The 13,191-nt window shown below is 42.0% G+C and carries 13 protein-coding genes; 11 read left to right on the forward strand and 2 right to left on the reverse strand.

Annotated elements, in window-relative coordinates:
• Positions 1-297 precede the first annotated feature (297 nt).
• The 3 genes from ACZ5C4_RS04615 to ACZ5C4_RS04625 are packed head-to-tail and all read left to right on the forward strand — an operon-like array spanning position 298 to position 2,732.
• Complete coding sequence (locus ACZ5C4_RS04615; protein ID WP_464519971.1) at positions 298-909, forward strand: DUF3267 domain-containing protein; 612 nt, start codon at positions 298-300, stop codon at positions 907-909.
• A 44-nt stretch (positions 910-953) separates the two neighbouring features.
• Positions 954-2,180, forward strand: a complete 1,227-nt coding sequence (gene tyrS, locus ACZ5C4_RS04620) for a tyrosine--tRNA ligase (protein WP_464519972.1) — start codon at positions 954-956, stop codon at positions 2,178-2,180.
• A gap of 39 nt (positions 2,181-2,219) precedes the next feature.
• Complete coding sequence (locus ACZ5C4_RS04625; RefSeq protein WP_464519973.1) at positions 2,220-2,732, forward strand: flavin reductase family protein; 513 nt, start codon at positions 2,220-2,222, stop codon at positions 2,730-2,732.
• A gap of 819 nt (positions 2,733-3,551) precedes the next feature.
• Here ACZ5C4_RS04625 and ACZ5C4_RS04630 read toward each other — a convergent pair.
• Positions 3,552-4,409: an Rpn family recombination-promoting nuclease/putative transposase gene (locus ACZ5C4_RS04630; RefSeq protein WP_464519974.1), complete on the reverse strand. Its 858-nt coding sequence runs from the start codon at positions 4,407-4,409 to the stop codon at positions 3,552-3,554.
• Positions 4,410-5,407: 998 nt separating this feature from the next.
• Complete coding sequence (gene bcp / locus ACZ5C4_RS04635) at positions 5,408-5,866, reverse strand: thioredoxin-dependent thiol peroxidase (RefSeq protein WP_464519975.1); 459 nt, start codon at positions 5,864-5,866, stop codon at positions 5,408-5,410.
• 177 nt (positions 5,867-6,043) lie between these two features.
• Here bcp and ACZ5C4_RS04640 point away from each other — a divergent pair, with 177 nt between their 5' ends.
• The 8 genes from ACZ5C4_RS04640 (at position 6,044) to ACZ5C4_RS04675 (ending at position 13,158) form a co-directional block, all read left to right on the forward strand.
• A complete protein-coding gene (locus tag ACZ5C4_RS04640; RefSeq protein WP_464519976.1) occupies positions 6,044-8,083 on the forward strand; it encodes a BglG family transcription antiterminator in 2,040 nt (679 codons plus the stop codon).
• A gap of 116 nt (positions 8,084-8,199) precedes the next feature.
• The gene (locus ACZ5C4_RS04645) at positions 8,200-8,667 is read left to right on the forward strand and encodes a PTS sugar transporter subunit IIA (RefSeq protein WP_464519977.1); all 468 of its coding nucleotides are present in this window, start codon (positions 8,200-8,202) and stop codon (positions 8,665-8,667) included.
• Positions 8,661-8,951, forward strand: coding sequence for a PTS sugar transporter subunit IIB (locus ACZ5C4_RS04650; RefSeq protein WP_464519978.1), 291 nt, complete (start codon positions 8,661-8,663; stop codon positions 8,949-8,951). Before ACZ5C4_RS04645 ends, ACZ5C4_RS04650 begins: the two co-directional genes overlap by 7 nt.
• Positions 8,952-8,987: 36 nt before the next feature.
• A complete protein-coding gene (locus ACZ5C4_RS04655) occupies positions 8,988-10,265 on the forward strand; it encodes a PTS ascorbate transporter subunit IIC (RefSeq protein ID WP_464519979.1) in 1,278 nt (425 codons plus the stop codon).
• Positions 10,266-10,303: 38 nt separating this feature from the next.
• Positions 10,304-10,693, forward strand: a complete 390-nt coding sequence (locus ACZ5C4_RS04660) for a tetratricopeptide repeat protein (protein WP_464519980.1) — start codon at positions 10,304-10,306, stop codon at positions 10,691-10,693.
• Between the two features lie 18 nt (positions 10,694-10,711).
• Positions 10,712-11,557, forward strand: coding sequence for a class II fructose-bisphosphate aldolase (locus ACZ5C4_RS04665; RefSeq protein ID WP_464519981.1), 846 nt, complete (start codon positions 10,712-10,714; stop codon positions 11,555-11,557).
• An 81-nt stretch (positions 11,558-11,638) separates the two neighbouring features.
• Positions 11,639-12,259 carry a P-loop nucleotide/nucleoside kinase family protein gene (locus tag ACZ5C4_RS04670; RefSeq protein ID WP_464519982.1) on the forward strand — a complete coding sequence of 207 codons (621 nt, stop codon included), beginning with the start codon at positions 11,639-11,641 and terminating at the stop codon, positions 12,257-12,259.
• Positions 12,256-13,158 carry a PfkB family carbohydrate kinase gene (locus tag ACZ5C4_RS04675; RefSeq protein ID WP_464519983.1) on the forward strand — a complete coding sequence of 301 codons (903 nt, stop codon included), beginning with the start codon at positions 12,256-12,258 and terminating at the stop codon, positions 13,156-13,158. The genes ACZ5C4_RS04670 and ACZ5C4_RS04675 overlap by 4 nt, the downstream gene beginning before the upstream one ends.
• Positions 13,159-13,191: the final 33 nt, after the last annotated feature.

Raw genomic sequence — 13,191 nt, forward strand, 5'->3', positions numbered from 1 at the left:
GGGGCTTAAAGCATTGAGCTCTGTGAGATCGGCAGTGTGAGCTGTCGGTAAAACAAGGTGGTACCACGATTGATTCGTCCTTATCTTTTCAGATAAGGGCGTTTTTTGTATACTAGGAAATTTATCGAAATTTCCTAGTATACAAAAAGCCCTCCGGACAGGATGCACCCTGCGCGCAAATAGAACTCTTTTTCTATCCGGTTATATATGCAAAAGAGCACCCCACATTTATGCCTATTCAGACTGGCGGGCTTTTCCCGATAAGGTATTAGTATATGGAGAGCAGAGGGAGGGAATATGAAAAAGAAACTAAGTCCGGCGAAAAAGAGAATCATAGAAAATTATGAGCGACAAAGAACAGAATTTATAGAACGGGGATATCAGGAGAAGTCAGAAGTAATTTCTATAGTGCAGGCGAATGTAATGGTACTTGCTGCGGCGCTCCCGCTTATTATTATAGGGAGGTTTATATGGGGAATATTTAATAGAGGGGATTGGTGGATAGGGGGATGGAATGTCCCGTTACTATGGCTTTTGGTTATCTTTTCTATGGCTATCCATGAAGTATTGCATGGAGCAGGCTGGTGTATGGGAGCGAAAGAAAAATGGAAGAGTATGTACATCGGAGTGATGTGGGAATCACTGACACCTTATTGCCATTGTAAAGAACCACTGCAGCCAGGCAGGTATTTAATTGGATGCCTGTTGCCGGGCGTGATTCTGGGAGCTGGTATATATATTGCTTCAATTATAACAGGAAACGCAATGCTTTTATGGTTGAGTATGATAAATATTCTGGGTGCAGGAGGAGATATATGGATTGCCTGGCGGGTGAGGAAATACCGCACAGGGTATGTGTTAGACCATCCCACAGAATGTGGTTTTCTTATATTTCAGAAACAGGATTAGACATTGTCCCAAATGAGGTGTAAAAAAGAAAGGAGAGAAGAAAAATGGGAATTTATGAAGAACTACAGGCGCGCGGACTGATTGCGCAGGTGACAGATGAAGAAGAAATCAGAGAATTAATTAACAATGGAAAGGCAACCTTTTATATCGGGTTTGACCCTACTGCAGACAGCCTCCATGTAGGACATTTTATGGCGTTGTGTCTGATGAAAAGGTTACAGATGGCAGGGAATAAACCGATTGCTTTGATTGGCGGAGGAACAGGATATATAGGAGATCCTTCCGGAAGAACAGATATGCGTTCTATGATGACACCAGAGCAGATACAACATAACTGTGATTGCTTTAAAAAGCAGATGAGCCGTTTTATTGATTTTTCAGAAGGAAAAGCATTGATGGTAAATAATGCGGACTGGCTTTTAGACTTGAACTACATTGAGTTACTCAGAGAGGTTGGTGCACATTTCTCGGTTAATAGGATGCTGACGGCAGAATGTTATAAACAGAGAATGGAGAAAGGATTAAGTTTTCTAGAATTTAACTATATGATTATGCAGGCATACGATTTTTATGCACTGTATCAAAAATATGGCTGTAATCTTCAGTTTGGCGGAGACGATCAATGGAGCAATATGCTTGCAGGTACAGAGTTAATTCGCCGTAAATTAGGAAAAGACGCGAGCGCCATGACGATCACATTGCTTTTGAATTCTGAAGGAAAGAAAATGGGTAAAACACAGTCTGGAGCAGTGTGGCTTGATCCAGAGAAAACGTCGCCGTTTGATTTTTATCAATATTGGAGAAATGTGGCTGACGCAGACGTGCTTAAATGTATCCGCATGCTTACCTTCCTTCCATTGGAAGAGGTTGACAAGATGGATAGTTGGGAAGGCGCGCAGTTGAATACGGCGAAGGAAATCCTGGCTTATGAACTTACGAAGCTGGTACATGGAGAAGAAGAGGCAAAAAAGGCACAAGAAAGTGCAAGGGCGCTGTTCAGCCAGGGGAGCGCGGCGCAGATGCCGACGGCAGAGCTAGAGGACGGAGATTTTGTAGATGGAAAAATTGATGTTCTCACTCTACTGGTAAAAAGTGGGCTGGTTCCCTCTAAATCAGAGGCAAGACGTGCTGTACAACAGGGAGGCACCTCTGTTGATGGAGAGAAAGTGACAGATATTGCGACATCATATGGACAGGATATGTTCTTAAAAGAGGGAATAGTTTTGAAAAAAGGAAAGAAAAATTTCCGTAAAATTATACTAAAACATTAATATTTATCGGAGAACATGAAATGAAGAGGAGGTAATCGTATGGGATTTAAAGAAGTAAATATTGAGACTTTGGAATTTAACCCTTTTACAAAAATTGGGAAAGATTGGATGCTCATTACGGCCGGAGATGAAAAAAAGCATAATACAATGACTGCCAGTTGGGGCGGTGTGGGAATTATGTGGGGAAAGAGTGTAGCTACCGCTTACATTAGACCGCAGAGATATACAAAAGAATTTGTAGATGCGCAGGAAACCTTTACGCTTTCATTTTATGATGAAACCTACCGCAAAGCCTTGAGTATCTGTGGGAGTAAATCTGGACGTGATTGCGAAAAAGAAAAAGAGGCAGGACTGACACCTTACTATGTAGATGGAACGACCGCTTTTGAAGAAGCAAATATGATTTTTGTCTGCCGTAAATTATATTGTCAGGAAATGGGCCCACAGTATTTTACGCAAAATGATGGAATTGATGAAAAATGGTATCCTGAGAAAGATTACCATGTAATGTATATGGCAGAAATAATCAAAGTATTAGTAAAAGAAATATAAATTTAACGAAGCAACAAGCAGTGCGAAAAGAATAGGAAGTCCCTTGTGTCATGCTTGCATGTAAACAGGGGGCTTTCTATTTCTTTTCATTCGGCGACTGCCGATAGCGAAATGAAGCGTATGCGGAATTGAGCTGGCACTGTGGAAATTGGCAAAAATGCATTCCTTGTCTGTTAGAAAAATTTTAATAGAAGGTACGCAAAAAACACTGTATCAGAACACAGGGCAGGACCCGCTTTACCTCATCCGTTCGAGTGGTTCTAAGCACAAAGTATCTGTGTGTCCATTGGAACATGCAGATACTTTGCACTAAGAACCAGGCGAACTGTATTCGGAACGCTCCTTGTCAATGCCCTGCTTATCTGACACAGTGTTTTTTGCTGTCACTTCCAGTAGAAGTTTTTTCCCCCGCCATTCGGAAGGCGCTTTGTCAGTTAAATTTCTATGAAAAGAAATCGACTTCACGCTGCCACGAATTCCCAACCAGAAAAATTTGTTTACTTCTGATTGGAATATATAGCAACGTGAAGTCGATCTCTTCCGCTTGGAAATATAAACTTAAGCTGGCGAAAGTGTAAGCGCAAGAGGGCGTGTGTTGCAAAAGTGAGGAATTCCGGCGAAGCCCTGACGAACGTTGCAATACACGCCCTCTTGTGCGGATCATTTTGTCAGCTTCCGCAGTGCCAGCTCAATTCCGCATGTGCTTCATTTCGCTATCGGCAGTCGCCGAATGAAAAGAAGCAGACAAACTTCTGTTTACATGCAAGCATGACACAGCGTTTGCCTGTTCTTTTCGCACTGCTTGTTGCTTCGTTAAATTTATATTTCTTCTATTAATTTTTGAATGGTTTCTATATCTTCTTCCAGCATTTCTGCAATTTCTTCTGCTGAGAATCCCTTTTGTACTTTCTTTTCTACTTGCTTTCGTAGCTTTTGTATACCGCCCTGTGCTAAACCTTCTTTTAATCCAGAAGCATGTCCTTCTTCACGTGCTTTCTCTCGTTCCAATATCTTTTCTTCCCATGCCTGCATGTACTTCACTCCGATCTTTTCACTGGATTTGATTGCATGGATCCGTTTCTGGATATTATGTATCCTCTCACTGGCACAGGAGGCGCTTACTTCCTCTGTGGTATGCTCCATATACCTTAACAGCTCTATCAGTTCTTGTGGTACTCCTTTGGTATGCTGTCCGCGAGTATTTAAAAATATCCGAACAGCGTCGTCCTGTAATGACAATCCAGGTACTTCCTTACACTGCATCTGGAAGGTATATTGGTATAACCCATAGCCGAACAAATCAAAGGGACAGATAAGAATAATGTAGACGGGATTCAGCCTTTGGAATCCCACTTCTCCTGGCTTTAAAAGGTTGGAATCGATTAACGCCTGGTAAAACCGGCTCCGCTTCGGCAGATTTCCGGTGTCTTCTTTCTGCACCTCTGTATTGTATATGCGCTCCTCTTCGTCCATTGCCCAGACATCCAGACGGACATACCGGTTCAGCGGATGGGTGCGCTGCTCTTTTTCTGTCTGGGGCAGGAGTTTTAAGACAACCTCCCTTCCCAGAATAATCTCCAGCATGTCCCGCATTGTATCTGGGTCATCAGCAGCCTGTGAAAATAGAAAACGATCCAGCAGATTCAAATCTTTCAATGCTTTTTGTTTTTGTTCCATATTTACTTTTCCTCCTTTTATTATAGGGAAAAGCCTTACACTTTACAACACTTTCCCCTTAAGTTACACGGCATTTGCCGCAAATGATATAGTGCTCTCTGCAAAGTAGACATTAAACACACAAATATATACCTCACCTGCAGCGTAAGTAATAAAACAGATGCTGTCATAATAGTTTCCTTTGTTTCATTGGGTAAAAATTTAGAATGTCCTGGCAGTTAAATACCAGAAAAACCGATTGTCCATCAGATGAACATAACTAGAATGATACATGTAAAATTTTAGAATATAGATTCCTTATATAAGAAATAAAGATACTTCCCTTTCCCAAAATATAATAGAAAAGGTACCCTTACCTTAACACATCAGAAAACAAACTACAAGAAAAATAAATATAAAGTTAATTGACGAAATATAAAATTTAAGCGACAAAAGGGTCGTGTGAAAGAGATGTTTTGCATCGTTCGTCAGGGCTTCGCCGAAATTCCTCACTCACGCAAAGCATCTCTTTCACACTCACACTTTCTCCAACTTAAGTTTATAATTCGTAACGGAAAAAATCGGCTTCACGCTGCTATGCATTTCCAATCAGAAGTAGTATAGATACTTCTAATTGGAGGTCTATAACAACGTGAAGCCGTTTTCTTTTGTTAGGGCACACTTCCCTATAGACGAAGGAAAAACTTCCGACTGGAACTCTGTAGCAGCGTGAAGTCGATTCTTTTTTGTCTGAAATTATAAACTTAAGCTGGCGAAAGTGTAAGCGCAAGAGGGCGTGTGTTGTAAAAGTGAGGAATTTCGGCGAAGCCCTGACGAACGTTGCAATACACGCCCTCTTGCGCGAACCATTTCTTCAGCTTCCGCAGTGCCAGCTCAATTCCGCATGTGCTTCATTTCACTATAGGCAGTCGCCGAATGAAAAGAAGCAGACAAACTTCTGTTTACATGCAAGCATGACACAGCGTTTGCCTGTTCTTTTCGCACTGCTTGTTGCTTCGTTAAATTTCTATTTCTTCAAGCATCTGTTTTGGATTTTCTGCGGGTTTTACTTTGAACAGTGCTTTTTGGATTACTCCATTTTCATCAATTAAATAGGTGCTTCTGACAACTCCCATCATAGTCTTTCCATACATCTTTTTTTCATGCCACACGTCATATGCTTGAATTACTTTCAATTCTGGATCAGAAAGAAGTATGAAAGGAAGGTTATATTTTTCAGCAAATTTTTTGTGTGAAGTGGAGGAGTCTTTGCTAATACCGATAACGATGGCTCCTTTTTCCGTAAACTGTGGGTAGAGTTCCCCGAAAGCGCAGGCCTGCTTTGTGCAGCCAGGAGTATTATCCTTTGGATAAAAATAGAGAATCACTTTCTTCCCTTTAAAGTCAGAGAGGGATATTGCATTTCCGTTTTGGTCGCTGAGCGTAAAGTCCGGCGCTTGTGTTCCAATTTCCAACATGTTTTAAAGCCTCCTAAAAAATAATGAATAAACAATAGTTAAGTGTATGAAAAGAATTATAACACAGATTACAGTACAATGCTTTCTCTTTTTTTGTGAAAGGATTTGTAGTGAGTGGATATGGAAAAGGCGCAAAAAGTAAAGTTATAATTTTAATAGAAAGGAGGTATGCCCAATATGCAGCAAGTGTATATGAATGCCAGATGCAGAGAGATATTACAGATGCTCCTGGAAAGCGATACATATCTGACCCAACAGCAGATTGCTGAGAAAATGCAAGTGTCGAAACGCAGTATTTATTATGACTTGTGCAGAATCAATGAATGGCTTGAATTTTACCATATTCCGGAATTGGAAATGGTCAGAGGAAAAGGGATTCTGATAGAGAAAGAACTGCGTTCTAAGATAGAGGCATGCGCCGAAGGAATTGAAAAGGATGAGAACTATATTCTTTCACCGATGGAGAGAGTACATCTGATTATCTGCATCATTATTTATTCAAAGGAACCGGTGTATATCGACCAGCTTATGGACTACTGTATGGTAAGTAGAAATACGATTTTTAATGATATGCGTGTGGTAGTCAATCAGCTCCAGGACTATGACCTAAAGTTGGAGTATGAGTCGAAAAGGGGATATAGGATCTCCGGAGATTCTATCAAAATTCGGGCAATATTTTTGGTGAATTTTCAGGAATTACAGTCCTTGTTTGAAAATAGAAGTCTGGATTTTATAGAAAGAGAAAGAATCCGTGACAATATCGAGAAGCTGAGAAAAATAGAGGAAGAACTAAATACGAAATATGTAGAGGGAAGCTTAGACTCTTTGGCAGTACTTCTTCCGTTGATGGATGGAAGAGATACAAATTTATATTTTCCTAATCTGAAAAAGGCAGAGCTGGAGAGTACAAAGGAATTTCAATTAGTGGAAAAATATTTTCCTAAACTGTCGGAGAAAGAGAAAATATATCTTTGCTTGCACCTGCTGGGGGCACGTGTAACAGTAGCCTCCAACGATATTTTTGAGGAAGAGTCCAACCAGACGGTCTATGAAATAACGAAAGCGCTGATTGCAGAGTTTGAAAAGATCGCCTGCGTTACATTTGAAAATAAAGAGGAACTTGGACGGGCGCTGTTTGTTCACATTAATTCCTCCCTGTACCGTTACCAGTACGGAATTCAGATCATGGATACCATGAGTAAGGACATTATCCGAGAATATCCGGATTTATTTGATATTACGAAAGTCGTAAGTAAGTATATAGAAAGGCAGATTGGACTGCCGATTCAGGATGGAGAGATCGCATATCTGGCGTTGCACTTTGGGGCACATCTTCCTATCTCTAGAGACAGCCATAATTCTTTTCGCATCTTAATTGTGTGTGCAAACGGTATATCTACAGGAAATATGCTGAGGAGAGAGCTACAGAAGATGCTGCCGGAAGCGCAGATCGTAGATGTGATAGCGGCACAGAACATTCAGAATGCACAAAATATTTGTGATTTGATTGTATCTACTGTACGGATAAAAAGCGTGGTTCCGGTGGTGCATGTACATCCCATTTTAACAAATGCAGACAGAGAAGAAATTTTGAGGCATGTAAAGGAAAAACCGCTTCTGAGAGATGTGGAGAATTTGTTTTCGATTGTAAAACCGTATATTGGTGAAAAGGACTATGAAACGGTAAAAAAGAAGATTGATAATTATTTTTTCCGCGGGAAAAGAGAGGGATCCGGCGATACAAAAGGGAAAGCAAAAGGATTTTTAGATTACCTGGTTTCGGGGCATGTCCAAATTTACAACGAGGAATACCGCTGGACAGACGCTTTGCGTGAATCGGGGAAATGCCTGTTAGAGAATAAAAGCATTGAAAAGCGGTACATTGATGATATTATTTCCCAGCTTCGCTATTATGGCCCGTATATGTTTATCACATCAAGGGTAGTGCTGGCTCATTCAAAGCCGGAAGAGGGGGTAAACCGGCTGGATGTCTCACTCCATATATTTAAGAAGAGTATTGCATTTTCAGACTTTCATCGGGCAAATATCATTATCATGCTGGCAGCGGAGGATCAGGAGAGCCATCTGAAGATTTTAAGGGATATTCTGACTGTATTCTCTATACAGACCAAAATAGATGATATTTTGCAGTTGGAGACACCGGAGGAGGTTCTGGCATATTTGGGAAAATCACTGGAACATGGGGAAGATATATAAACAGGTGCAAAAAACACACGATCTTGCACAAAACAGGTACAATACTTGGACTTCTAAATAAAAAAATGAGATGGTACGATAAATGCGATTCAACAAGATGTGGGAGGGAACAGATCGTGATTTCAGAAATGCTGAGAAAAGAAAACATACAGATTCTGGACCATATAGATGACTGGAAAGAAGCAGTACACATAAGTATGAAACCTTTGGAAGATAAAGGGTATGTAGAACCGCGTTATGCGGAAGAAATTATCAGAAATACAGAAGAGATCGGTCCGTATTATATTCTGACAGAAGACATAGCATTGATTCATGGAAGACCCGAGCAGGGAGTTTTGAAAAAACAAATGGCAGTGACACTGGTAAACAAGCCAGTTAAATTTTCGCAGGACAGTTATCCTGTCAGAATACTGATCGCGCTTGCCGCTACAGATGCGAACTCACATATTGACGTTATGCAGGTATTGGCATCTATTTTTATAGATGAGAAAAAAATACAAAATATGGCAAACTCTAAATCTGTAGAAGAAATCTATACGTTCCTTTTAAATGAGGAACAGGAAAGGAGGCAAATCTTATGTTAAAAATTCTTACAGTATGCGGCGCAGGGCTTGGGAGCAGTTTCGCTTGCCAGATGAGCGTGGAGACTGTGCTAAAAGAATTAGGTGTGGAAGCAAAGCTGGATCATACAGATATTTCCAGTGTTGCGGCACAGACGGCAGATATTGTGATTTCAGGCAAGAATTTTGAAAAACAATTTGAACGTATCACACTGAACTGCCCTGCTGTTTTTCTGGACAGACTGGTAGATAAGACAGAGATTAAAGAAAAACTGACACCCGTATTAAAAGAAGTGGGGGCGTTGTAAAAAAACGGAAGAAAGGGAGAAAGTGAGGAAATTTATATGGCGGTATTAAATTTTATTATCAATAATATTCTGACACAGGCGTCTGTCATCATCGGGTTAATCGCGTGTCTGGGGCTGCTGCTCCAGAAAAAGCCGGCAGGTGTGGTATTGTCAGGAACGATGAAAACCATGCTGGGCTTCCTGGTGTTATCGGCAGGCTCATCCGTACTTCAGAGTGCGCTAACCTTTTTCGGAGCAGCGTTTAATGCGGCATTTGGGCTGGAATCAGCAGTTGTGGCATCTATCGAAAGTATTAACGGTCAGGCGATGGATGCACTTGGACTAGGCGGCGATATTGCGATCACTCTGGCAGGTATCTTTATCGTGAATATCATTCTGGCACGTGTCACCAAATTCAAATATATCTTTTTGACAGGCCAGGCACTGTTGTGGGAAGCGACATTGTGTGTTGTATTTGCATATTTTCTCGGACTGGAAGGGCTTCCGCTTATCATTGTAGGAAGTATTGTGGGAGGTCTGTTTGCAACGCTGATGCCTGCGTTTGCACAGCCGGTTGTGCGCCAGATTACAGGCAGCGACGACATCGCTCTGGGACATTTTTGTACCTTTGGATATATGGTAACGGCGCTGGTTGCAAAGCTGACAGGAAACAAGGAGAAATCCTCCGAGGACATTAAGCTTCCGAAGAGTCTGGAGTTTTTACAGGATACATATTTGTCTGTCATGGTCGTTATGATCCCATTCTATCTGCTGGCGGCAGGATTTGCGGGGCCACAAGCTTGTGCAGAGTATTGCGGAAGTACGAACTATATGGTGTATGCCTTTTTGCAGGCAATGCAGTTTGTAGTCGGGCTGTATGTATTGATGACAGGAGTAAGAATGCTGCTGGCTGAGATTGTTCCTGCATTCCAGGGGATTTCCATGAAGCTGGTTCCAAACTCAAAGCCTGCGCTGGATTGTCCGGTATTGTTTCCATACGCACCGAATGCGGTAATTTTAGGCTTCATCTTTACGACGATTGGATCTTTGATTGGTATGTTGATTTCTCCATATTTCGGAGCGTTTGTAGTTCCAGGAGTTATGAGCAACTTCTTCGCCGGAGGAACGGCGGGAATTTTCGCAAATAAGATGGGCGGACGCAGGGGCGTCGTGATTGGATGTATCGTACACGGTATTTTTATTATGATACTGCCGGCGATGCTTTCTCCAATGCTTGCGGATATTGGCTTCCAGAATGTTACCTGTACGGATGTAGATACCATCATTACTTCCTTCTTCTTTGTAATCATCAAGGGAATTGCAGGAATTTTCTAATATAAAAGAATGGCCGCAGAACAAATGGAGGTATGAAGATGTTCTTATTTGGAAAGAAAAAATCTTCTGCGAAGGAAGAAACTGTGCAAAAGCCGGAAATAAATACAGAAGAACTGTTTCAAAAGGCAGAAGAACTCAAAGCGGAATTAGACAATGCTTTAGACAAAGAACAGAAAGCAAAGCTTTTAACAGAAATAGGGAGCTGCTACTTTCAGGCGGAGGATACGGAGCAGGCAATATACTATTATGAACAAAGCCTGGAAGAAAATAAACAGCTTGGCAGGGCATATACAGATTTATTAAAGCTGTACAATCAGAAACGCCAGGAAGCTGCTGAGGCGAAGGATGATGAAAAAATAAAGGAATATATGGACAAGGTGCAGGGACTTATGCAGTTGTCAAAAGACGTATTGCGAGGCAAGGTTTAGGAAGGAGACAAAAATTTCATGTATAAGAATTTAATTGACTTGTTTAAAGAAAACGAAGGAAAAGGGGCGGTAGGGGCATTTAACGTACATTGTTTTGAAATGCTGCCTTCCATGATAAAGGGTGCGGAGGAATTAAATGTTCCGGTCATTTTACAGACCTCACTGGGGACGGCGGAATATATCGGCTTTGAACCACTGATCGCGGCGGTAAAAGCACTGGCGGAAACATCCTCTGTCAGTGTGGCGCTCCACATGGATCATTGTAAAGACATAGAAGCGCTGAAAAGAGCGATCAACTGCGGGTATTCCTCTGTCATGTATGACGGCTCCTCTCTGCCACTGGAAGAAAACATAAAAAATACAAAAGAGGTGGTGGCGTACGCACATGCACACGGTGTGTCCGTAGAAGGAGAGGTAGGCTCTATCGGCGGCGCAGAGGAAGGCGTGGTTGTGGCGAAGGACGCCGCTATGTATACCAGACCAGAGGACGCGCTGCACTTTGCTTCAGAGACAGGCGTTGACGCACTGGCAGTTTCTATAGGCACGACACATGGACAGTATAAGTCGAAAGCGAAGATTAACTATGAACTGCTTGCGGAATTGAAGGCAAAGCTGGGAGATACAGGGCTTGTACTTCATGGAGGCACAGGTGTATCGGATGAAGATATGAGACGGTGCGTGCGTGAAGGAATGAAGAAAATCAACGTAGGGACAGAGCTGAATAAATCCTATATAGAGGTGGTAAGCAGAACCTTTACGGCCGATGACGTGACACCGCTGACATCACTGCGGAAGCTTTTAGGGCCTGCGAATGACAGAATCAAAGAGATTGTAAAAGAGAAAGCGTCTTTATTTAAGCTATAAAGCGTAAAAAGCAGAGAATAAAAAGGGGAGGGGTGTCCGGTGGAGCCGGCGCCCCTTCCTGAGCGTAAGGGAGAAGATAAAATGAAAGAGACAATGATTCTGCTTGCCGGCTATCCTGCCACCGGGAAGTCTTATCTGTGTAAGCAGATTTTAGAGAAGTATCCTCAGTTTCAAGTGATTTCCCAGGACGATATGAAAGAGGCACTATGGGACGAATACGGATTTGACAGCATGGAAGAAAAGACAAAGCTGGAAATGTTAAGCTGGGAAAAGTATTATAAGGCGGCAGATGAAAAAATGCAGGAGGGGAGGATGCTGATTTCGGATTATCCTTTTAGTGAAAAACAAAAAGGAAGACTAGCAGATTTGGCAGAAAAAAACAAGTATCAGATGATCACGATCCGTCTTACCGGAGATATAGATATACTGTATGAGCGTTCCAGAAGTCGCGATCTGGATCCGTCCAGACATTTAGGGCATCTGGTGAGCAAGTATCATCTGGGGGATGAAATGGAAGATAGAAGCAAGGCGGATTGCATCGTAACGCATGATATTTTCAGAGAACGCTGTATGACAAGGGGATATGATACATTTGAGCTGGGGATTCTTATAGAAATAGATGCGACAGATTATAAGAAAATTAACTATTCAAAGATTCTGGAACAAATTGGAAGGAAAATAGAAAGTGGGGGAAAGGAATGAGTATTTTTTGTATTGGCCAATCTGCATATGATATTACGGTACCGATTGACAGACCGCTGATAGAAAATCAGAAATATCGGGTTGAAACGTTTAAAGAGTGTGGCGGAGGACCGGCTCTGAACGCGGCGTGTCTGTGTGCCATGTGGGGAGCAAAGGCACAGCTTGTATCCAGGATTGGCAAAGATAAATATGGAAATAAATTAAAGGCGTTATTACGAGAATATGGGGTGGGAACAGATTATTTGATACCAGATGAAGAAATAGAGACTCCATACAGTCTGATCGTTTCACGTGCAGAAAACGCAAGCCGTACTATTTTTAATTTTCCAGGGGTGAAAGCAGATATACAGTATACAGTTCCAAAGGAAAAGGCGGATGTGATTCTAAGTGACGGACATGAACCGGATATTACGCTGAAGATGCTTAAGGAAAATACAAATGCTGTGTCGGTAGCAGATGCGGGAACGCTTAGAGAGGGGACTTTTCGGGTAGCGCAGAAGGTGGACTACCTTGTCTGTTCAGAAGATTTTGCGGAACAATACACAGGAAAAACAATGAATCTAAAGGATTGGAAAGCCTGTCAGGAAATTTTCGCACAGATAGAAGCCATCAATCAGAAAATAGCAGTCATCACATTAGGAGAACGGGGGCTTTTGTACCGGAATGAAGAGGGAGAAATCTGTCGTCTTCCTGCCTGTCAAGTGCAGGCAGTCGATACATCAGGTGCAGGGGATATTTTCCATGGCGCTTTTGCATATGGGCTTTATAAGAAGTTCCCCCTTCTTGAAAATCTGAAACAGAGCTCTGTCACGTCGGCGCTTTCTGTGCAGAAGATAGGAAGTCAGGCGGCTATTCCGACCTTGGAAGAAGTGAGAAGAGCAGGGAGAGGGGAAAAATGAGTTTTTATCTATACAGCGCCAAATACGGTGCTG

The organism is Mediterraneibacter flintii (assembly GCF_055387595.1).

Coding starts and splice junctions, on each gene's coding strand:
- ACZ5C4_RS04615 (WP_464519971.1), top strand. CDS start 298: ATGAAAAAGAAACTAAGTCCGGCGAAAAAGAGAATCATAGAAAATTAT.
- tyrS (WP_464519972.1), top strand. CDS start 954: ATGGGAATTTATGAAGAACTACAGGCGCGCGGACTGATTGCGCAGGTG.
- ACZ5C4_RS04625 (WP_464519973.1), top strand. CDS start 2,220: ATGGGATTTAAAGAAGTAAATATTGAGACTTTGGAATTTAACCCTTTT.
- ACZ5C4_RS04630 (WP_464519974.1), bottom strand. CDS start 4,409: ATGGAACAAAAACAAAAAGCATTGAAAGATTTGAATCTGCTGGATCGT.
- bcp (WP_464519975.1), bottom strand. CDS start 5,866: ATGTTGGAAATTGGAACACAAGCGCCGGACTTTACGCTCAGCGACCAA.
- ACZ5C4_RS04640 (WP_464519976.1), top strand. CDS start 6,044: ATGCAGCAAGTGTATATGAATGCCAGATGCAGAGAGATATTACAGATG.
- ACZ5C4_RS04650 (WP_464519978.1), top strand. CDS start 8,661: ATGTTAAAAATTCTTACAGTATGCGGCGCAGGGCTTGGGAGCAGTTTC.
- ACZ5C4_RS04655 (WP_464519979.1), top strand. CDS start 8,988: ATGGCGGTATTAAATTTTATTATCAATAATATTCTGACACAGGCGTCT.
- ACZ5C4_RS04660 (WP_464519980.1), top strand. CDS start 10,304: ATGTTCTTATTTGGAAAGAAAAAATCTTCTGCGAAGGAAGAAACTGTG.
- ACZ5C4_RS04665 (WP_464519981.1), top strand. CDS start 10,712: ATGTATAAGAATTTAATTGACTTGTTTAAAGAAAACGAAGGAAAAGGG.
- ACZ5C4_RS04670 (WP_464519982.1), top strand. CDS start 11,639: ATGAAAGAGACAATGATTCTGCTTGCCGGCTATCCTGCCACCGGGAAG.
- ACZ5C4_RS04675 (WP_464519983.1), top strand. CDS start 12,256: ATGAGTATTTTTTGTATTGGCCAATCTGCATATGATATTACGGTACCG.